The organism is Haploplasma modicum ATCC 29102, assembly GCF_000687835.1.
Taxonomy (GTDB): domain Bacteria; phylum Bacillota_I; class Bacilli_A; order Acholeplasmatales; family Acholeplasmataceae; genus Haploplasma; species Haploplasma modicum.
In genome coordinates this window covers 74,796-96,031 of the sequence record NZ_JHYB01000004.1, presented here as the reverse complement: position 1 = coordinate 96,031, position 21,236 = coordinate 74,796, and the positions used below count along the sequence as shown (strand labels likewise).

17 protein-coding genes and 1 tRNA gene are annotated in these 21,236 nt (G+C 27.7%); all 18 read left to right on the top strand.

Annotation, left to right across the window (positions count from 1 at the left end; all coding sequences use genetic code 11):
• The first annotated feature begins 13 nt into the window (after positions 1-13).
• The 18 genes from T352_RS06915 to T352_RS07125 all read left to right on the top strand — a co-directional run bounded on the left by T352_RS06915 (position 14) and on the right by T352_RS07125 (position 21,087).
• Positions 14-973, top strand: coding sequence for an endonuclease (locus T352_RS06915; RefSeq protein WP_051615824.1), 960 nt, complete (start codon positions 14-16; stop codon positions 971-973).
• Between the two features lie 113 nt (positions 974-1,086).
• Positions 1,087-1,284 carry an AbrB/MazE/SpoVT family DNA-binding domain-containing protein gene (locus tag T352_RS06475; RefSeq protein ID WP_162151192.1) on the top strand — a complete coding sequence of 66 codons (198 nt, stop codon included), beginning with the start codon at positions 1,087-1,089 and terminating at the stop codon, positions 1,282-1,284.
• Between the two features lie 54 nt (positions 1,285-1,338).
• Positions 1,339-2,730: a Wadjet anti-phage system protein JetA family protein gene (locus T352_RS0104090; protein ID WP_026391878.1), complete on the top strand. Its 1,392-nt coding sequence runs from the start codon at positions 1,339-1,341 to the stop codon at positions 2,728-2,730.
• The gene (locus T352_RS0104085; RefSeq protein WP_026391877.1) at positions 2,723-3,358 is read left to right on the top strand and encodes a DUF4194 domain-containing protein; all 636 of its coding nucleotides are present in this window, start codon (positions 2,723-2,725) and stop codon (positions 3,356-3,358) included. Before T352_RS0104090 ends, T352_RS0104085 begins: the two co-directional genes overlap by 8 nt.
• Complete coding sequence (locus T352_RS0104080) at positions 3,336-6,614, top strand: ATP-binding protein (protein WP_026391876.1); 3,279 nt, start codon at positions 3,336-3,338, stop codon at positions 6,612-6,614. Before T352_RS0104085 ends, T352_RS0104080 begins: the two co-directional genes overlap by 23 nt.
• Before the next feature lie 72 nt (positions 6,615-6,686).
• Positions 6,687-7,136 carry a hypothetical protein gene (locus T352_RS0104075; protein ID WP_026391875.1) on the top strand — a complete coding sequence of 150 codons (450 nt, stop codon included), beginning with the start codon at positions 6,687-6,689 and terminating at the stop codon, positions 7,134-7,136.
• A gap of 226 nt (positions 7,137-7,362) precedes the next feature.
• Complete coding sequence (locus tag T352_RS0104070; protein WP_026391874.1) at positions 7,363-8,982, top strand: DEAD/DEAH box helicase; 1,620 nt, start codon at positions 7,363-7,365, stop codon at positions 8,980-8,982.
• Positions 8,983-9,034: 52 nt separating this feature from the next.
• Positions 9,035-9,123: transfer RNA gene (locus T352_RS0104065), tRNA-Ser, on the top strand.
• A 266-nt stretch (positions 9,124-9,389) separates the two neighbouring features.
• The gene (locus T352_RS06910) at positions 9,390-10,460 is read left to right on the top strand and encodes a helix-turn-helix transcriptional regulator (RefSeq protein WP_051615822.1); all 1,071 of its coding nucleotides are present in this window, start codon (positions 9,390-9,392) and stop codon (positions 10,458-10,460) included.
• Between the two features lie 291 nt (positions 10,461-10,751).
• The gene (locus T352_RS0104055) at positions 10,752-11,504 is read left to right on the top strand and encodes a Fic family protein (RefSeq protein WP_407918977.1); all 753 of its coding nucleotides are present in this window, start codon (positions 10,752-10,754) and stop codon (positions 11,502-11,504) included.
• Between the two features lie 438 nt (positions 11,505-11,942).
• A complete protein-coding gene (locus tag T352_RS0104050) occupies positions 11,943-12,140 on the top strand; it encodes a helix-turn-helix domain-containing protein (RefSeq protein WP_035345254.1) in 198 nt (65 codons plus the stop codon).
• Positions 12,140-15,244 carry a DEAD/DEAH box helicase family protein gene (locus T352_RS0104045; RefSeq protein WP_026391871.1) on the top strand — a complete coding sequence of 1,035 codons (3,105 nt, stop codon included), beginning with the start codon at positions 12,140-12,142 and terminating at the stop codon, positions 15,242-15,244. Before T352_RS0104050 ends, T352_RS0104045 begins: the two co-directional genes overlap by 1 nt.
• 12 nt (positions 15,245-15,256) lie before the next feature.
• Positions 15,257-16,915: an HsdM family class I SAM-dependent methyltransferase gene (locus T352_RS0104040; protein ID WP_026391870.1), complete on the top strand. Its 1,659-nt coding sequence runs from the start codon at positions 15,257-15,259 to the stop codon at positions 16,913-16,915.
• On the top strand, positions 16,908-18,116 hold the full coding sequence (locus T352_RS0104035) for a restriction endonuclease subunit S (protein ID WP_035345251.1): 1,209 nt from the start codon (positions 16,908-16,910) through the stop codon (positions 18,114-18,116). Before T352_RS0104040 ends, T352_RS0104035 begins: the two co-directional genes overlap by 8 nt.
• A 61-nt stretch (positions 18,117-18,177) precedes the next feature.
• Positions 18,178-19,506 carry a DUF2971 domain-containing protein gene (locus T352_RS0104030; RefSeq protein ID WP_026391868.1) on the top strand — a complete coding sequence of 443 codons (1,329 nt, stop codon included), beginning with the start codon at positions 18,178-18,180 and terminating at the stop codon, positions 19,504-19,506.
• Positions 19,507-19,640: 134 nt separating this feature from the next.
• Positions 19,641-20,051, top strand: a complete 411-nt coding sequence (locus tag T352_RS0104025) for a hypothetical protein (RefSeq protein WP_162151190.1) — start codon at positions 19,641-19,643, stop codon at positions 20,049-20,051.
• A 2-nt stretch (positions 20,052-20,053) separates the two neighbouring features.
• Positions 20,054-20,629, top strand: coding sequence for a hypothetical protein (locus T352_RS0104020; RefSeq protein ID WP_162151189.1), 576 nt, complete (start codon positions 20,054-20,056; stop codon positions 20,627-20,629).
• A 308-nt stretch (positions 20,630-20,937) separates the two neighbouring features.
• Positions 20,938-21,087: a hypothetical protein gene (locus tag T352_RS07125; RefSeq protein ID WP_156951195.1), complete on the top strand. Its 150-nt coding sequence runs from the start codon at positions 20,938-20,940 to the stop codon at positions 21,085-21,087.
• Positions 21,088-21,236: the final 149 nt, after the last annotated feature.

The window sequence follows — 21,236 nt, the reverse complement described above, 5'->3', positions numbered from 1 at the left end:
GGGAGAAGATTAGATGAAGAAAATAATTTTAAGTATTGCTATATTATTAAGTATTTTAATTTTAGTTTCATGTGACAGCGAAGAAAATAATTTTCCAGAAATAGTTAAACCGGAAATTGTTGAAGTAGTTTTAAATTTAGGTGATGAGTTTTCATTACCAATCCTAGAAGCAATAGACAAGGAAGATGGTAAGTTAGAAGTATTAATTGATGAAAAGACACTTCCTGATTTTAATAAACCCGGAAAATATGAAGTCTTATATTATGTGGTAGATTCCGATAATAATAGAACTGAATTTACTTTTACAATTATTGTTAGTGAAGAGGAACATAATTTACTAGAGTATTATAAAGGTGCTAATGGTTTAAGTGGTGATTCTTTAAAAGTTTTCTTAAAAGATCTATTAAACTTTACAATGAGAGGCGTCAATTACGGTGCTGCTAGATATGATTTAGCAAAAACAGACAAAGATATGTTAAAAGATGGAAATTTAATCTTAATGTATAATAGAGTATCTGTAAAATCAGCATGGGATGGTGGTACTACATGGAATAGAGAACATGTTTGGCCCCAAAGTAAATTAGGATCAAGTGCAAGCAATGGTTCAGTCAATAAAGCAAGTGACTTACATAATTTAAGACCAGCAAACCCAAAAATAAATGAAACCCGCGGTAATAGTAAATTTAATGATCCAAAAACACCAACTGATATCCATGGCGTAGTTGATTCAAACAACTATTATCCAGGAAAAGAAGATTCAGGTGATGTTGCTAGAATTTTATTTTATATGAATACAATGTATGGTCTAAATTTAAATGATGTAGGTTATCTTGATGTTCTATTAAGATGGCATATGGAAGATCCGGTAGATGATTTTGAGCTAAGAAGAAATGAAGAAATATATAAAATTCAAAAAAACCGTAATCCCTATATTGATAATCCTTATATGGCACAATTAGTTTATGCAAATTAAGTTTAGAGTTTAAGTTTTCTTAAACTCTTTTTTTATTGCATAAATTAAGATATTGTAATATACTAATAGTAAGAAAGTAAGAATATACAAAAATAGGAAAGTAGGATGATTGGATGATAATTGAACTTAGAAAAAAGTCACAAATAACCTTACCTAAAGAAATAGTTAAAGAATTAAATCTTTCTGAAGGTGATAAACTTCAAATTAATGTCAATGACGGCAAAATTGTTTTAAAACAAGTTGCTATTTATCCTGTTGAATATATTGAAAAATTAGAAAAAGAATTAAAATTATTGAAAAATAAAAAATGAATAATGTAGTTTTATATGTTAAAATATATAAAAGTTTACTATTAGGGGGAAAACATGGCACATTTATTTGATAAACTAAATCCAAACTTTTTCTCAATTCTATCTTCACCTAATAAAAGGATGTATGTTGACTGTTTATTTATTATTTATAATGCAGTAGATAGTATTGAAGAATCATTTCAAGGTGATAGGGAATATGTAGTTTCAAGATTAGTAGATTATTTTGATGATATTGCACTTGAAGAATTTGTAGATGTAACAGAAAATAATAAACCAAATACATCAAGACAAAAAGCTAATTATGTAATTAATGTTCTTAAAAACAATGGTTGGATTGGTGAAGAAGAACTAGGTGATTATAAAATATCATTGAATCTTTTTGATTATAGTATAAAAACTATTTCACTACTTGATGATATTGTAAATGCAAGACAAGATGAGTATACAGGTGAGATTTTTGCTGTATATTCACTACTTAACTCCTTTACAATTGAAGAAGGTATTGGTGTAATCGAACAATCTTATAAGAAGACTTTAGAAATTATTAAAAAATTAAAAGCACTAAAAGCTAATATATATAGATATTATTATGACATAACAAAAAAACGTTCAAAAGAAAACTTGCAAAATATCTTAGAAAAACTCTTAATTGAATACAAACAAAACTTCTTTGATACTTCATATTATAACTTAAAGACCAAAGATAGTCTTCCAAGATATAAAAGAGCAATCTTAAAAAGAGTAAGTGTTATTTATGATAATGTTGAAACTATGGATATTTTAGCCTCAAAGGTTATTCAAGATAAAAGAATAGATGATTACAATGAAGCATTTAGTTATATTGAAAATAAACTAAGATTTATTCAAGATTCATTTAACGTTTTAGATAATCTAATCATCGATATTGACCGTAAAAACGAACAATATATCTCAGCAACAGCTTCTAAGATCCTTTATTTAACAAATCACTCAGATGATATTGAAGGTATCTTTAACAGATTATTCAAAGTAGTATTAAGTGACGATGATTTTGATTTTAATAGTATCTTAAATGTTGCTCAAATTAAAAACCTTGATACAGCATCACTTTATAATCAAAGAAGATATCGAATGGATAGTATTCCAGAAGAACTATTTGACACCGAGGATTTCTTTACAGAAGAAGATAAAGAAAGAAGAATTCAAAAAATCTTAGAAAACAGTATTTATAGTAAGCGTGAAATTAATAAATATGTTCTTGAATTGTTAAGGGATAGAAGAAGTCTTAAAGCAAGTGAAATTATCGTAAATAGTAAAGAGGAATATATAAAATTAGTATTAATCTTCCTATATTCTAAATCGGTTGGGATGGAATATGATATTGAATTACTCAATAATGAAGTAGTAAGTAATTTTGTAAGTTTCAATGATTTTAAAATTTTTCACAAAGGAGTAAGTTATGAATAAAACAAGCGCACTAAAAGCATTTTCTCAAAATTATGGTGATTTTAAAGAAACGGAAAAAACAAATTTTTCACGTATTACTAATAAATTACTACAAGTAAATTATTTAACAAAAAGAAAACCTGGAGATAGTAATGACTATAGATTTATTCTGGCTTACGAAGAACTATTTAAAGCATTTTTTGCCTTAATAGATTTCTCACTTACAATTAAGCGTGAAGATGATGTAGTTTATATTGTAAATGAAGAAAGATATAATCATATTACTTTAAGAAAAACAGAGAGTATTTTAATATTAGTTCTAAGAATTATATACCAAAGAAAACAAGATGTAGTAACACTAGATGATGACTTAGAAGTTTATTTATATGAAATTCATGATGAACTAGCAAGAATTGGTTATTTAGATAATAAGAGAATTACTAAAAATGAATTAAAACCAGCTCTAACATTTTTAAGAGGATATAATATTATCGATTATATCGACAGAAGTTTATCAGATGACGCAAGAATTAAAATCTATCCAACTATTCTTTATATAACAAATCTAGATGGAATTAAAGAAGTAGTTGAAAGACTAGATGGTTATTTAGAGGGGAGCAATCTAAATGAAGAAATTAACGAAAATTAAACTTGTAAACTGGCATTTATTTTCAAACCAAACAATTGAAATAAATGATAATACCCTAATCAGTGGTGAAAATGGTAGTGGTAAATCAACCTTACTTGACGCCATTCAGTATTTACTAGTTGGTGGTAGAAGTGGAGCTAAATTTAATATTGCTGCTAACGAAGATGCTAAAAGAACGCTAGAAGGATATGTTAGAGGTCGTATTGGATCGGAAACTAAAGAATACTTGCGTGAACACGATGTTATCAGTCATGTTGCTTTAGAGTTTTATGATGAAGAGGAAGATTTATATAGTATTATTGGAGTTATTTTAGATTTACCAAAATCAAGTAACATCAAAGAAAGATTTTATGTAGCAAATGATCTTTCAATTCATGATTCACTATTTTTAAATGGTAAATATCCCAAAGACTATAAAGAAATGCGCGATTTTATCACGAAAGATCTAGAAAAAGAGTTTAAAACTTTTGATACCCAAAAAGCATATCGTGATGAACTTGCTGGATTTTTTGGAATGGATGCTAGAAAATATGCAAAAATTTTACCAAAAGCATTAGCATTTAAGCCAATTGATTTACAAGCTTTTATTTATGAGTTTTTATTAGATGATGATCCAGTAGATATTAGAGCACTGAAAAATAACGTTGAACAACTTAAAAAAGTTGAATTACAAATATTAAAAGACAAAGAAAAACTAGGCAAGCTTGATGCAATAAGTATGGTTGGTGAAGAAATTGAAAGTAATAGAAATCAGTTAATCATCAATGAAATTGTTGAAGGACTAAACTATACTGAGCAAAGAGAAAACTATATTAAACAAAATGAAGATAAAACTAGAAGTCTAGATCAAACACTTGTTAAATACCGCGAAGAGCGAGTTAGAATTGATTTGGAACTTGAGAGCATTGAAGCTCAAATTAGTAACTTAGAATCACTAAAAAGTAATGATGACTTAGAACGAACCATTAATCAATACCGTGAAAACTTTAATAAAAAACAAATTGAATATGAAAATATTAAAGAAACTGTTGTTAAATTAAACGGGAAGTTAATTGATGAATTTAATCTCTTAAAAGAAGTATCTAATCATATAAACGTTAGATCATTTAAAGATTTTGTGACATATTTCCAAAAAAATGAATCTAATTTAAATGTTTTAGAGTTAGAAAGTTTATTAGTAGATGTAGCAAACGATAAAGATGCAAATATTCAAGCTTATAATATCGAAAAAGAAAGACAAGAAAGTGAAAAACAACGCCTTTCTAATGAAATATATTATATTAAAGAAAGAATTAATAGCCTAAAACGTAATGTTAAAACTTATCCATATGCAGTTCAGCTTTTAATCAAAGAATTAAATGAACGTTTAAGTGATAACTATAATACAGAAATTAAAGTTTATCCGCTTGCTGAATTAATTGAAGTTAATGATGAAAAATGGCGTGATGCCCTTGAAGGTCAACTTGGAAACCAAAAGTTTAACATTATTGTTGAACCTGAGTACTTTGATTTAGCACTTGCAATTTATGATGAAATTAAGACTGAAAAACAAATTTATAATGTTGGGTTAGTAAATACTTCAAAACTAAGTGAATTCCATGAAACTAATCCTAAGAGTTTAGCTAGCAAGGTAGATACAAGTATTTCTCATGCTAGAAACTATGTAAATATGCTTCTAAATAATGTTATAACTGTTTTAGATGCTAAAGATTTAAAACTTCATATGCGTTCAATTACACCTAGTTGTATGACCTATTCTAACTATACTGCTAGACAGTTAAACCCAAAAACATATCAAATTCCATTTATTGGAAATAGTTCAATTGAAACACAGCTTGCAATTGAACTAGATGAGTTAAAAGCTTTAGAGAAAAAGTTAGAACAACTACACGGTATAACAACTAACTATAATACAATTTTAAGATTATTATCTAATTTAAAATCAAATCAAATAATTCATCAAAATGAACTTAAATATTTTGATGTTATTAAAGATTTAAGAAGAGAAGTAATTAAAGTTGAAGAAGAATTATTAGAATTATCTAAAACACCAAGCATTGCTAAGTTAGAAAGTCAACTTGAAGTTGAAAGAAATAGAAGAAGACAAGCAAAATTAGACCAAGAACGTATTATTGGTGATATTAGATCAGTTAGAGACGAAATTGAAAAAGTTCATGAAGCATTAGAAAGTGCAAAACAAAAACTATTTGAATATAGTGTAAAACAAGACGATTTTTCAAAAAATTATCCAGAAAAAATTAGTCATGCTAATACTCAGTTTTATGCGCTCAAACAAAAGTTTAAAAACCATGCAACTATTAGCGAAGAATTAACTAAAGAAAAAGTTAGTTTAACTAATGCCAATTTACGAAAAGAAACAGAACTTCAAAATCAAATGCGTATGTATAATAGAGAATATTTCTTTAATAGTGAACCTAACTTTGAACACTTAGATAATTATTTACGTGAAGCAAATATTATTAGAAACAATAACTTAGTGAAGTTTGAACATGAAGCAACTGAACTTAGAAGAAACTCAGAAATTGGATTTAAAGAAGAGTTTGTTAATAAACTTAGAAGTTCAATTGATGCTGCAAAACAACAAATTGAGGATTTAAATATTGCCCTAGAAGGTAAACAGTTTGGTAAAGACTCTTACAAATTAATTTATAAAGCAAGTGAAGATCCAGAATATAGACAATATTATAATATGTTTATGGATTCAAGTTCACTTGAAGATCATAAATTATTTACAGAAGGTTTATCAAAACGTAATGAACAATTATTAATGGAATTATTTAATAAAATAGCATCAAGTAATCCGGAATATGATAAATTAACATTTGAGTTCTTAGATTACAGAAAATATATGAGCTATGACATTGAAGTAAGTCACTCAAATGGTACTAAGTCTCTATTTAGTAAAGTAAGTAAGGAAAAGAGTGGGGGAGAAACCCAAGTTCCATTCTATATTGTTATTGCTGCTTCATTCCAACAATTACTATCTAGAAATAAACGTATTAATTCAGGATGTATTGTGCTATTTGACGAAGCGTTCAATAACATGGATGATACAAGAATTGATGCAATGATGAAATACTATAGTAGTTTATCAATTCAATTATTAATTGCTATTCCACCACAAAGAGTAGTAAATATTATTGATTATGTAAATACAAGTTTAGTAATCGTTAAAGAAGATGATTATGCAATCATTGAATCATTTAAAGATAGCCGACTAGTATTAAATAAATAAACTATCAAAGGATAAGAATTTTCTTATCCTTTATTTTTATTAAATGATATAATTAAACAGTAGGTGATGTTTATGAAAAAAGTATTTAGTTTAATAATTTCATTAGTTTTTTTATTTATTTTAAGTTCATGTAAATTAGATACAGAATCATGGCCGGTTTACACGCTTCCATTTAAAAGTGAAGATTTAGTTAATGTTCATGTATCATTTCGTGAGAATAAAAAATATATTAAAGAGTTTACTAATTATAGTTTTGATGATTCTGATATAGTAAATTCATTTTATAATTTATTTAATGAAATTAAGTATCAACCTAAAGAGAAAAAAGTTGATGAAAAAAATTATTGGTATAAGATAATTCTAAAATTTAATTATTTAGAAGCAGAAACTATAAAGACCCATGAAGTTATATATTACGGATTTGGACTTAGAAATGGTAAGTTAGTATATCTTGATAAACTTTATTTTACTAATCATGAAGTAATTAAAGAACTAGAAGAATTATTAGACATTAAATTATAAAAAAGTTATAAGTATTTTTAAAACAACATTTTTATATTAATTGAATATTTGATATCAAAAATAATAAGATTTCATTTTGAAGTCTTTTTATTTGCTTAGATAAAACTATTATTAATAATATCTTTTTTAGTTAAAAAATGTTAGAAAATATTTCTTTCTCTTTATACTATCTTTATATACTCACTTATGGTATAGTTATAAAGGCTATTAGAAATGAGGATATATTTTGAATACAAAATTTGAAGAATTAGAAATAAAATTAGAAACAAAACAAGCAATTAGTGATTTAGGGTTAATAGATTTAACTCCAATTCAAGCTCTAGCAATCCCAAAAATGATTGATGGACTTGATTTTATTGCTGAAGCACAAACAGGGACTGGTAAAACATTTGCTTTTGCTATTCCAATTATCGAAAAAATTAAGTTAGTTAAAGAAACACAAAGTTTAGTACTTTGTCCAACAAGAGAACTTGCAATCCAAGTATATAATGAGTTTTTAAAACTTGTTAAATACCAAAAGGATATATTAGTTGCACCAATTGTTGGTGGTGAATCATATGAGAGACAATTTACCGCATTAAAAAAGAAACCACATATTATTATCGGAACTCCAGGGAGAATTATTGATCATTTAAATAGGGGTACAATAGATTTTTCTAAGTTAACACAACTTACATTTGATGAAGCAGATGAAATGCTTAAAATGGGTTTTAAAGAAGATTTAGAAGCTATTTTACAAAATGCTCCTAAAGAGCGACAAACAACATTGTTTTCCGCAACAATTCCACAAGAAATTAAGAGAATTGCTAAAGAATATCAAAACAATAGTTCAATTATTAAAGCTGAGAGTGAAACATTAACAGCAACTAAGATTATTCAAAACTATTATGTTGTTAAAAAAGAAGATAAGATGAAGTTGTTAGAACGTCTCTTAGATATTAGTAATATGGATTCAAATATTATTTTTGCTAATACAAAAAGAGAAGTAGATGAAATTACAGAGTTCTTAAGAGAAAAGAAATTTAACGCAAATAGCCTACACGGTGACATGAAACAAAAAGAAAGAAGTTATGTCACAAGTAATTTTAGAAACAAACAACTAAATATCTTAGTAGCAACAGACGTTGCAGCTAGAGGATTAGATATTAAGAATGTAGGATTAGTTATTAACTATGATTACCCACAAGAAGATGAAATCTATGTTCATAGAATTGGTAGAACAGGTAGAGCCGGTAGTGAAGGTTTAGCTTATACACTACTTACACCAAGAACAGAACATAAAATTAAACAACTAGAAAAATTTACTAAAACTACAATTAATAAACTAGAAATTCCTTCAGAGAAAATAATTGCTAAGGCACTTGAAAATAAATTAATTATTAGTCTTAAAAAAGAAGTAGTAGCTAATACTAATACATACGATAAGATCATTAATGAATTTGAACAAGAAGGAATTAGTAAAGATGCATTACTTAATGCATTACTAGATAAACTTGTACCAAGCAAAAAAGTTTATGAAGTTATTGAAGAACCTAAACAAAAGAAATCAAATTTATCTGATTCTGATAACAAGAAAAAAGATAGAAAAGATTCAAATAGAAAACCAAGTAAGTTAAAAGATAATGCAGTCTTAGTAAAAGTTAATTTAGGTAGAAAAGATAAAATAACTCCACTTATTATATTAGATATGTTTGGATCAATCTATAACATCAGAAATAATAATATTGGTGATATTAAACATTATCAAACTTATACTGTAGTTGAATTAAGTAGTAAAGGTCATTCATTTATTAACAATAAAACATTTAAATATAAAGGAAAAAATATTAAAATAGAAGAAGTTTAATATTTAATAAAATATGCTATAATTTATAAGAGCACTAAATAATAGTGCTTATGGAGGAATACCCAAGTGGCTGAAGGGGCTGGCTTGGAAAGCTAGTAGGCTGTAATAGGTGCGGGGGTTCGAATCCCCCTTCCTCCGCCATTAGTAAAGCATTAGTCTGATACTTCATCAAGTATTGGACTTTTTTTATCGTTTTTAGTCAAAAACAGTTAAAAAACAACGGAAAATCAATGAAAAAGCAAATTTTTAATCTATTTTTACTAATTTAAAAATAATACTATTAAAATAGCTATTACAATTTAACGATTATATGTTAAGTGCAACTGGTTGCAATCATAAAGTTCATAGAATCATGTTTGAAAAATAATTTAGTAAGGTATAATATCAACGAAGGAAGTGATTTAACGATGTTTAAAAATAAAATTAAAGACTTGCGAATAGAAAATAATTATACTCAAGAAGAAATAGCAAATAAAATTCACATTTCAAGACAATCAATTTCTAAATGGGAAAACGGTTTGTCATATCCAACAAAGCAAAGCATAGAATTAATATGCGAAATTTTTAATGTTAAAATTAGCGATTTATTAGATGAAGAAGAATTAGCATTAATGTCAATTGATAACTACTCTAATATTAAAACAAAAAATAGAAGCCTTTTCTTATATGTTAGTATAGGACTAGCTTCTTTAATTATTGTTATAATATCTTCAATAATAATATTTAACAATCGTTTGAATAATTTATCTGGGGTTCCGACTCTTCCAAAAGTACCGTTAACAGAAACTGTTGTTGGCTATGCAATACTTGATGCTGACGGTTTAGAACATTATCGTAATTATGATGATAAATATGTTGCCTTTGATAATTTTTTAGAGTCAAAAGACTATCCTTTTCAATACATTAAGCTTTACAATAACATTAAAACTTTACATGATAATAAAATTTATTATAGCACTACTGATTACTCAGAAAATAAAGAAACCATATTTTCTAAAATATTTATAAAAGATACGAATAATTATAATTATTTAAATATCACTTACATTATTTACAATATAGAGAGTAATAATTATTATTTAGAGTTTGATACTAACAATATTTATTTAGGAAACTTATCTAAATATTCAAAGAACTTTTCTATCTATTATAATGAAATATTAAAATTTGAGTATAACTTTAATATTGAAGTAGAGAAGGTTAATGAGGTAATTTTCTCAAAATTATATGAGTATAACTTAGATAATGTATTGATTAAAGAAACGGTGTTAACAAATATTGATGAACTAACATTAGATCTGGACACAATATATTTTATTATTATCGAAACTAAGAAAGACAAAAATAATAATGGATACTTAAATAAAATAACAGTGCAACATGATGATTTTGATAACATTTATAATTATATGATTCAAAAGTTTGACAATAATATATTTGCAGGGTATCAAGTAATATCAATAAATTCATATATATAATTTTCAACAATTTCATCTTATATGATGTAAGTGAAAAAACCGTTTAACAAAGTTATTTATTTTTAAATAAAACAATTGACATTATTCCGATAACGGTATATTATATAAGTATAAGAGGTGGTTAATATGAAATATATGACAACTAGTGAGGCAAGTATTAAATGGGGTATTAGCGATAGAAGAATTAGAGTCTTGCTAAACGAAGGCAGAATTGAAGGCGCAATTAAAACTGGAAGAAATTGGATGATACCAATAGATGCTAATAAACCGGTTGATCTAAGAGAAAAAACAATATTTGATTTTAGAGGATTAGATTTTAATTTTAGTGTTGTTGATTCACTTAAAACCAAAATAGACTCTAAAAGGCCCTTAGATATAAACACCAGCAAATCACTTAGAGAGAGTCTTATTGTTGATTGGACATATAACTCTAATGCTATTGAGGGAAGTACTTTGACCCTTTATGAAACCAAAGTAGTTTTAGAAGGTATTACTATTGGTGGTAAAAGTGTTGTTGAACATTTGGAAGCTATTAATCACAAAGAAGCGATTATATTTTTAGAAGAACTTGTTAGAGCAGATTCTATATTGACGGAATGGGATATTAAAAGTATACACGCGATTATATTAAAACAGATTAATGATGAATATGCTGGAAAGTATCGTAATTCAAACGTAATTATTAGCGGGGCAAGCCATGTGCCACCAAAACATGAACAATTATATACACTAATGGAAAAATTAATTTATGATTTTAACCATTCTTGGAATAAATATCATCCTGTAGTTCAAGCAGCATTACTTCATGGTGAATTTGTAAAGATTCACCCTTTTATTGATGGAAATGGAAGAACAGCAAGACTACTACTCAATTTTGTTTTGATGAAAAACGGATTTACACCAGTCATTATAAAAAATGAAAACAGATTAACATATTATGATTCACTTGATTATGCACATACTACAAAAGACTATACCAACTTTATTAAATTGATAAATGATTTAGTAATTGAGTCATCTAACTTATGGTTATCGTTGTTTTGATATGTAAAGATATCGTTAACAAAATAAATTTGATAACAAAGCCATCAATTTAGGGGTGTAGTAAAAAACGTTAGGGGTGTAGTAAATTTTGGTGGGGGTGTTGTAATGTATCAAAATAGGTCTACAGGCACATATTGAATGAATAGGTTTGATACAATTAGTGTCAAGCCTTTTTTTGTTGGCAGAAAGTGATAAAACTCCTATCCACCAGTTTTTAGGAGATCAGTAGTAGTCAGATTTAAGGCTATTTTCTGGTCTCTTTTTTATTTTATATATAACTTTTGAACGTTTAGGGCTAGTTTTGAACGATTACTCAACTTTTGAACGATTTGAGAAAAATATGATTTAAATCGACAGTTTATTTAATAAATTATGGACGATTTGATAAAAAAGTGCTATACTAATTACAAGACGGTTACAAGCAAAAAGGTGAATATTATGAACTATAAGAAATTAGTAAAAGAGATAAGAGAAAAGCTGATTATCACTCAAGAAGAGTTAGCAGCTCTTTTAGGCGTTTCCTTTGCATCAATTAATAGATGGGAAACAGGAAAACATGAACCCACAACTAAGATCAAAAGAAAAATTGTTGAATTATGTAAAGCAAATAATATTGATTTGGAGGATAAGGAATAATGTTACATTTTAATGAAGATACAAGAGTGAAATTTCCAGCAACCATTCAATTTTTAAAATTAGGATATGAATATCAAACATTAAAAGGTGCTAGGGTTGACTTTGAAACTAAAATTTTTATAGATAGATTTAAAATCGCAATAGAAAGAATAAATAAAAGAGCAATATCAAATGACGAATTGTTCTCGCTTTTAGCTGAAATTAACACATTAATCAAAAATAACGATTTAGGTAAAGAGTTCTATAAGAGACTACTTTCATCTGAATATTCAATTCGACTATTAGACTTGGATGACTTTAATAACAATGATTTTGCTGTTGTTAATGAATTACCTTTTAGTATTAAAGAAGGAACAGAAGAAGGTTCATTTAGACCTGACATTAGTATTCTAATCAACGGTATGCCTTTAGCATTCTTGGAAGTTAAGCACCCTGATAACAGTGGTGGAATTCAAGTTGAGTTTGAACGAATGATCAATAAGAGATTAAAGAATGATGACTATAAAAAGTACTTTAATTTAATTCAACTTATCTCTTTCTCAAATAACATGGAATATGAAGATGCTGATGATGACATTGCTGATGAAGTTAAAGCAGGTTCATTCTATACAACTCCTAATGGACAAAGCACAACATTCTCATTCTTTAGAGAAGATATCAAAGAGTACCATTCCAAATACAAACTAAAAGAAATCGATGAAACAACAATTAAATATGTCGTTAGAGATGGTGGATATAATCCAGATGAAACTGATACACCAGAATTTAATACCAATCTATCTGATTTAACACCTTGTAATAGATTTATAACTTCTTTATTTGATAAAGAGAGAGTTTTATACATGCTTCGTTATGGCATCATGTTCCTAACTGAAATTAAGAAAGTACGTAATGCTACTACGAACGTACAAGAGGAAATTCCAATTAAACAAAAGCACATCATGAGATATCCTCAGTTCTTTGCTACTAGAGCTATTATCAAAAGATTTAGCGGAGAAGATAAGAATGGTATTATCTGGCACACTCAAGGTTCTGGTAAGACTGCTCTTTCAGCATACTCACTAAAAGTTATCACTGATTTCTTTGCCAAAAAGAATGTGAATACTAGATTTTTCTTTATCGTTGATAGACTTGATTTGATGACACAGGCAACTACAGAATTTACAAATAGAGGTTTTACAGTAACTAACGTTTCAAGTAGGAATGAATTTGCCAAAGAACTTAAGAAACCACTTGATGAAGATAATGATGGCATTGGTACTATATGTATTGTTAACATCCATAAGCTAATGGAAGAATCAAAGATGCCAGTCATCGAAAATGTATACAATGTAAAAGTTCAAAGAATATTTTTTGTTGATGAAGCTCATAGATCTTATAACGTTCATGGTGAGTTTTTTAAAAACCTAATGACCTGTGATTCAAATGGTATTTATATTGCCATGACCGGGACACCTTTATTAACGAAGAAAGAACGTTCTAACCTTAAGTTTGGTGATTACATTCATAAATATTTCTATGACAAATCAATTGCTGATGGTTATACATTAAGAATTAAAAAAGAGCAAATAGACACAGCTGCCAAAGCTGAAATTAAAGAAAATTTAGATATCGAAAACCAAAACCTAGAAAGTAAAGATGTGTATGAATCAGACGACTATATTGAAGGTGTTTCAAAATATATTGAAAAAGACTTCAGACAATTCAGACTAGTAAACACTGATAACACAATTGGTGTAATGATTGTATGTCGTTCAAATGAGCAAGCAAGAAAAATCAATGAATGGTTTAAGAATAACAGTAAATTAACTAGTGGATTAGTAATGTCTGATAGCGAAAATAATGCCATTCAGAGTGTATTGAATAAACAACATCAAATAAACTTTAGAGAAAGTGGTTTCCCTGATATTTTAGTTGTTCATTACATGCTTACTACGGGATATGATGTTAAGAGACTAAAAAAGATGTATCTTCTAAGAGGACCAAAAGCACAAAGCTTACTTCAAACGATCTCACGTGTTAATAGACCATATAAGAGTCCTACAGGTAAGGTTTACCAATATGGTTATATCGTAGACTTTGTAGACATTGAGAAAGAATATAACAATACCCTTGATGCTTACATTAAAGAACTGGAAGCTGATATGAATGAAGATGGCGATGATGAAGTTTCATTATCTGGTCTTGTTGTTGACAAAGAAGATATCAAGAGAAAATTAGATAAGATTACAGCCGAACTTAAACAGTTTATTCCTACTGATAATATTGAAACGTTTGTTAATATGATGCAATACTTTAATAAGGATGCACTATTAAAGATTAGAAAGTTATTAACAGGTGTTAAAGATTGCTCTGTCGAATTCAAACTTTCAAGAGCAGAAGAATATTCAAAACTAATTGATGATGACAAAGTTAACAAATACTTAAAAGCTGTTAATAACAGAATTTCATTTATTAATTTATCAAGCAAGGTTATTGATACTCTTGATATTATGAATAACGAAGAAGTTATTAAAGTTGTTTATGAGTTTATCAAAACCAAAATCACGATTCTTGATTTAGGCAAGTTTATGCTTAAAGATGAGGATTTTAGTAAAGTTAAGGATGTTTTAACTGATCTTCAAAGAGAAGTTCAAAAGAACAAGAACAAGAAAGATATTAAGATTCAAAAATTAGAAGATTTACTCAAAAAGATATTTGAAAAACTTCAAGTATTTGACTATGCAACGATTGATGAATTATCTGAAGAATTAAGAGCTGCATTAGAAGAAGCAAAAAGAATAAATGAAGAAAATGATCGTTTATCTCAAGCTTATGGGGGAAGTTTTGCATTCGTCAAGACTTTAAGTGATGCTGTTTTAGAAACAAACATAGATAGATCAGATATTGAAAGTCTCTTAAAAGCGATTTACGATAATATTAAGGATACTATTTACGATGATGCATTAGTTATTCAAGGTAAAAAAGGATTCGTTGATGCCACAAAAGCAAAGATAACTGTTCTCTTAATCAAAGAAAAACTATTCAAGAAAGTAAAAGACTCATATGACGATATACTTGAAATGTTATATGTGAACTTATTACTTTATAAAGAGAGCATTTAGGAGGAATATAATATGCAAAATTATGTAGAATTAGAGAAAAATATAAAATCCATTATTGATGACCTTCAAGGTTTATGTTCTACCAATGGATTATCCAACACTGCTTATGAAGAAGTTGTTGTTACTTCTGTATTCCTTTATAAGTTCTTAAATGACAAGTTCATGGCTAATCTTCGCAAGTTCTGTAAGGATACTGGCTTAGACTATCAATCAGTTATTAAGAATGAAGATGATATGCTTGATGCTTTCTATGCGGCATATCCACAAGATGTAGCATTCCATTATGAAGATACAATTGACTATCTAGTACAACACATTAAGGATGATAATTTTTACGACCAATTTGATAAAACATTAGTTAGAATATCAAACTACAAAGAAAACCAGTCATTTAGTGTAGAAACTGCTGGTGGTGAAAAGAAACCTTTATTCACAGAGATTTGTGATAAGGTTGAAGCTTCAAAAAGAAATGCTTTCGCACGAAACATATTCTCATATATCACTAGAGACAGATTTGACTTTGGTGAAACAATCGAAGGAAATTATGACTTCTTTAGTACCATTTTTGAATACCTCATCCAAAACTACAATGTTGCAAGCGGAAAGTATGCTGAATATTTCACACCTCAAGCTTTATCAAGTGCTATTGCTAAAATATTGGTACATATGTCACCAGTAGAAGATAAAATTTATGAAATATACGATCCATCTGCTGGATCTGGTTCTTTAGTTCTTCACTTAGCAAATGAGTTGGGTGATGGAAAATTTGGAAACAAAGCCAGAGTATATACACAAGATATTTCTCAAAAATCATCAAGATTCTTAAGAATCAATATGCTTTTAAATAGCCTGAAAGAATCGCTAGAAAACATTATTGAAGGTGATACACTAGAGACTCCAGCTCATTATAGAATAAAAGGTGATGACACATCAGGATTAAAGAAGTTTGATTATATCACTTCAAATCCTCCTTTCAAAACAGACTTCTCATCTACAAGAGACAAAATTGAAACTAAGTGGGAAAAAACTACAAGATTCTTTGCAGGAGTACCTAAAATACCAAATGCTAAAAAAGACTCAATGGCAATTTATCTTTGCTTTATTCAACATATCTTATATTCACTAAAAGATGGCGGAAAAGCTGCGATTGTTGTTCCTACTGGCTTTATCACTGCTCAAGCAGGTATTGAAAAAGCAATTAGACAACAAATTATTGATAATAAATGGCTTCGTGGTGTAATTTCTATGCCATCAAACATCTTTGCTAATACAGGAACGAATGTATCTGTTCTATTTATCGATAAATCAAACACAAATGGTGAAGTATTATTAATGGATGCATCAAAACTTGGTGAAAAAGTTAAAGTTGGTAAAAACCAAAAAACAGTTCTTTCAAAAGGTGAATTAGATAGAATTGTTAATGTATTTATTAATCATAAAGTTGAGGACGATTTTGCTGTTTCAGTGACTTATAACCAAATTAAAGAAAAGAACTATTCTTTTAGTGCTGGTCAATATTTTGTCGTAAAAATAGAATATGTAGAACTGACTCCAGAAGAATTCGAAGCAAAGATGAATACATATAAAGCAAACCTTTTTTCATTATTTGAAGAAGGAAAATCTCTAGAAGATGAAATTATGAATCAACTGGAGGCAATAAAGTATGAGTAAAATAAATCACATTGCTATTCAAATCAGTAGTGGGTTAACTCCTTTAAGGTCAAATAATGAGTTTTGGAATAAAAGAGAAATACCTTGGCTAAAAACAGAACAATTAGGCGATTTTATAATAACTGACACTAATGAATATATTTCAAAACAAGCTCTAGATGCTACATCTATCAAACTTTTTCCAAAAAATACTGTATCTGTTGCAATGTATGGAGAAGGAAAAACAAGAGGTAATGTTTCTATTTTAGGAAGAGAGATGTGTACAAATCAGGCTTGTTGTAACATAGTTGTTGATGATAAGAAAGCTAATTATAAATACGTTTATTATTGGCTAAAAAATAGTTATATAGCTTTAAGAAAACTAGCAGCAGGTGTTAGAAAAAACCTCAATAGTGACGATATAAAAAATTTTGATATTGACTTAAAAACAAGAGAAGAACAGGATAAAATTTCAAACTTGTTATATAGTTTAGATATAAAAATTAGAAACAACAATAGGATTAATGCTGAATTAGAAACAATGGCAAAAACTTTATACGACTATTGGTTCTTGCAATTTGAATTCCCAAATGAAGAGGGTAAACCTTATAAATCATCGGGCGGCAAGATGATTTGGAATGAAGAACTAAAACGAGAAATACCAGAAGGGTGGAAAACTATTAAACTAAAAAATATTGTAAAGAAAACAAATAGAGTGTACGATTACAATAAAGAGTCCAAAACATATGATTTAAGTATTATGCCATCAAATTCAATTTCAATCAATGATACAAGTTCGAGTAAAGATTTTGAAACAAATCTTTTTGCAGTAAAAGAGGGAGATATATTATTTGGTTCAATTCGTCCATATTTAAGAAAAGCAGGGATTGCTTCTTATGATGGTGCAGTTGCTGGAACAATACACTGCTATGAGGTAATAAAAGAATCAGACTACAACTTAGCATTATTCACACTTACTTCAGAAAACATGTTCAAATACGCAATAAATAATTCTAAGGGAACAAAAATGCCAGTTATAACATCTGATGATTTATTGGAATTTATGTTGCCATATAATGAAGAAATAGCAAAAAAATTTAATAAAATAAAAATAAGAGAAATAATTATTGCAAATATAAAACAATCAAACGAATTGACATCATTACGAGACTTCTTGTTGCCATTATTAATGAATGGTCAAGTAAAATTTAAAGATAATTAGATCAAGCATTATTGAGCTTGATATTGTGAATTAATATAAATGATATAGGTAGGATGATTAAATGGCATCAAACATGAAAATTGATAAGATATTAGATTTAAAAGGATCAAATGATAAAAAGAAACAAATACTTGCTAAGCTAAAGGATTCTGATTTCAAGCTTTACAGGTATTGTTCTTTTGATGATGAACATAATCCATACAATAATGATGGATTTAACTATGATTTTAAGAATCTTATCAATCATGTAATATATTCCTCTAAACCTAGCCAATTTAATGATCCATTTGATTGCACAATTGGATATTCAACTGAAACCTTGCTAAACGACATAATCAAATCCTTTTTTAACCTAGATTATTTCACAAATTTAAATAGAAAAAATGATATTAAAAGAATATTTAAAGATACAAGCAATAGAGATAAGAAACTTGTAGAAGCAAGTTTATGGGAACCATCATTGATAAGAGATATAGTAATACAAATGATTAAGATTGATGATATATATTATGGTTTACATCAGAAAGATAAATTTTTCCCGAAAAACAATGGATATTGGAATAAGGAAATATCTAAACTGATCTTTTCACATGAAGATTTTCGAGAATCATTCTTGGATAATTTTCTAGATCAAAAATATCGAAATGAAAATACCAGAAAACAATTATTAGATGTATTCACAAATCCTGATTTTCCACTTGATAAGCTATTAGCACAACCTAATTTAGTTGTTAAAGATTCTAAATATGCATTGTCAAGTGTTAATTTTTCATTCGATAATATTGATTTAATCAAATCTATCGATTCAAAAGAAAAAGAAGAGATAATGACAACTATCGAGCAACTTAATGAAATTGCTAATAGGGAATTGAAAAAGTTATCAAATTTAATTGATAAACATATTGGAATAACTTGTTTTAGTAAAAGAGATAATATTCCTTTAATGTGGTCTCATTACTCTAATAAACATAGGGGTTTTGTTGTTGAATACGACTTTATAAATATATCTGACGAAGACATTGATATTATGTCTGGACTATTTGTAGTTAAATATTCTAAAGATAGGGTTAGATTGCTTCCTTCAGACATTCAAAAATTTAAAGATGATATTGAAAGTAGAACAAAAGTATTAATAAATAACATTATTGAGGCGTTATATACAAAATCAAAAGAATGGGGTTATGAAAGCGAAGTTCGAAACATTGTATACATACAAGATGATAATAGAATCATCTCATTTAAATATGTTAAATCTATCATTTTAGGAGTTAATGCAAGCGAGAACTTACAAAGTTTAATGCTGAATTTATGTAGAAAAGAAAACTGGAGTTTGTATAGATATAAATTGCATAAAGACGAATATAAATTAGAAAAATATCAAATGTTGTAGGATACCATTTAATATCAATAAGTAAAATTACTAAGGTTTTAGTATTAATGGAAAAGAGATTTTTTACAAGTTTATATTTTCTCAAACCATAATATTGTATATTTAGAATAAATATCAATTAAGGAGGATTAATTATGGGACTATTTTCAGGAAAAAAGAACAACGAGGAACTCAAAAAAATATCTGATGAATGTTTACAAACGATAAGCAAATACATTGATTCATCAACCGATGAAAATCGATTAAACATGATGTTTACTAAAATAACTATTTTTAGAATGAAATACGACAAAAAAGATTCACTCTTTCAAAATTTTGTCGATAGAAAAAAACGAGAACAAAACTTAGAAAGAAATAGATTAATCATTTTGCAAATGGATGATTTATTAGCAAATATTTTAAGTTTTAATGATTCAGAGTATGAAGAATTAAATATACTCATGAATGCTATACTACCTCCACAAGTTGCTAATGAGAAAAATGGATGGAATAGTTTTTGGAGAAAATTCTTCGAATTATTTGATAAAGGATCAGGTAAAAAATGATAATGAAAAAAATAATTAAACAATTATTACTATATCTACTAGTAGGTATAACATCAATTCTTTCTATTGTGTTATTAGGAATTGTTGGTCTTCCTAATAGTATCGGCGGTAAGATTGTAGTGTGGTTATTTGCAGGTTTATTTTCATATTCTATTTATATATTTATACCTTTATTTAATAAGAAAAGTGTAAAATATTACGATGGTTTCCTATTAGCTTGTGCTTATTTTGCAATAATAGTAGTGATTGCTTTTAGGACCTCTAATTTGGAAGAATATGATTATTTTGTGGCGTTTTCATTCATAGTTAGTTTACCTTTTATATCAGAATTGATTTTAAAGTCTAAAAGAAATATCAATAAAGAGAAAAATTTTAACATAAAAAAAGAGATTTCAAAGTTGTTTGATATAAATACTTGGTTCACAATCTTGGATGTTTCATCAAATATAAAAGTTAGTGAATATATAATTCGAAAAGATTTAAATGAAATGGTTAAGGAAGGATTTGTAGAGTTGAAAAAAGTTGGAACCAAAAACTACTACAAAATAATTGATAAAAAAGTAGAAGATTCAAAGTGATGATAATTAAGACGTTTTTTGTTTTATCATCAAACGTATGTATGTTATTAATTTGGTAGCTATAGTTGCTACCTTTTCTCTTTATAGTTTGATAAGTTATATAGAAATAATGATTTTGGTGGAAAAGACTTATTTTTATATATTGCTGTCGCCAACAGTGTCAGCCTTGTAGAATAGGGATCTAGAGCCCGCCTATTCCAAGACTCCCATTATTTTGATGACTTAAAAAAACGACTTAAAGGAGGTGGTGTAGATGTGAGAGTAAATGATTTTGATGTGTACTAACAAAACTATAGGAGGTGAGACAAATGTTAAGTATACAACAATACAAGAAGCTTCAAGAATATAAAGAACTAGGTATAAATGTTCAAATAAGAGTACACAATAGGAGGTGCGGACAAAAAGTTGGACTTAATAAAGGAGCTTTTAAGTTGTTATTAGATATTGCTAATATTTAAAGAGGTCCATTTGAAGAGGTTGAATACAAAAAGGTTATTATTTCGATGAGTATTTGTCGTCTTTTTGAGTGCATACTTGAAGCGTAAAGAGAAGTTGTTTGTGCTGATGTTGCTACTCACAGAGATAATGAAACTAGATTGAAAAAGAA

What these genes read in the sequence shown, in the direction of transcription:
- T352_RS06915 (WP_051615824.1), top strand. Translation starts at nt 14, where the DNA reads ATGAAGAAAATAATTTTAAGTATTGCTATATTATTAAGTATTTTAATT.
- T352_RS06475 (WP_162151192.1), top strand. Translation starts at nt 1,087, where the DNA reads ATGATAATTGAACTTAGAAAAAAGTCACAAATAACCTTACCTAAAGAA.
- T352_RS0104090 (WP_026391878.1), top strand. Translation starts at nt 1,339, where the DNA reads ATGGCACATTTATTTGATAAACTAAATCCAAACTTTTTCTCAATTCTA.
- T352_RS0104085 (WP_026391877.1), top strand. Translation starts at nt 2,723, where the DNA reads ATGAATAAAACAAGCGCACTAAAAGCATTTTCTCAAAATTATGGTGAT.
- T352_RS0104080 (WP_026391876.1), top strand. Translation starts at nt 3,336, where the DNA reads ATGAAGAAATTAACGAAAATTAAACTTGTAAACTGGCATTTATTTTCA.
- T352_RS0104075 (WP_026391875.1), top strand. Translation starts at nt 6,687, where the DNA reads ATGAAAAAAGTATTTAGTTTAATAATTTCATTAGTTTTTTTATTTATT.
- T352_RS06910 (WP_051615822.1), top strand. Translation starts at nt 9,390, where the DNA reads ATGTTTAAAAATAAAATTAAAGACTTGCGAATAGAAAATAATTATACT.
- T352_RS0104050 (WP_035345254.1), top strand. Translation starts at nt 11,943, where the DNA reads ATGAACTATAAGAAATTAGTAAAAGAGATAAGAGAAAAGCTGATTATC.
- T352_RS0104045 (WP_026391871.1), top strand. Translation starts at nt 12,140, where the DNA reads ATGTTACATTTTAATGAAGATACAAGAGTGAAATTTCCAGCAACCATT.
- T352_RS0104040 (WP_026391870.1), top strand. Translation starts at nt 15,257, where the DNA reads ATGCAAAATTATGTAGAATTAGAGAAAAATATAAAATCCATTATTGAT.
- T352_RS0104035 (WP_035345251.1), top strand. Translation starts at nt 16,908, where the DNA reads ATGAGTAAAATAAATCACATTGCTATTCAAATCAGTAGTGGGTTAACT.
- T352_RS0104030 (WP_026391868.1), top strand. Translation starts at nt 18,178, where the DNA reads ATGGCATCAAACATGAAAATTGATAAGATATTAGATTTAAAAGGATCA.
- T352_RS0104025 (WP_162151190.1), top strand. Translation starts at nt 19,641, where the DNA reads ATGGGACTATTTTCAGGAAAAAAGAACAACGAGGAACTCAAAAAAATA.
- T352_RS0104020 (WP_162151189.1), top strand. Translation starts at nt 20,054, where the DNA reads ATGAAAAAAATAATTAAACAATTATTACTATATCTACTAGTAGGTATA.
- T352_RS07125 (WP_156951195.1), top strand. Translation starts at nt 20,938, where the DNA reads ATGTTAAGTATACAACAATACAAGAAGCTTCAAGAATATAAAGAACTA.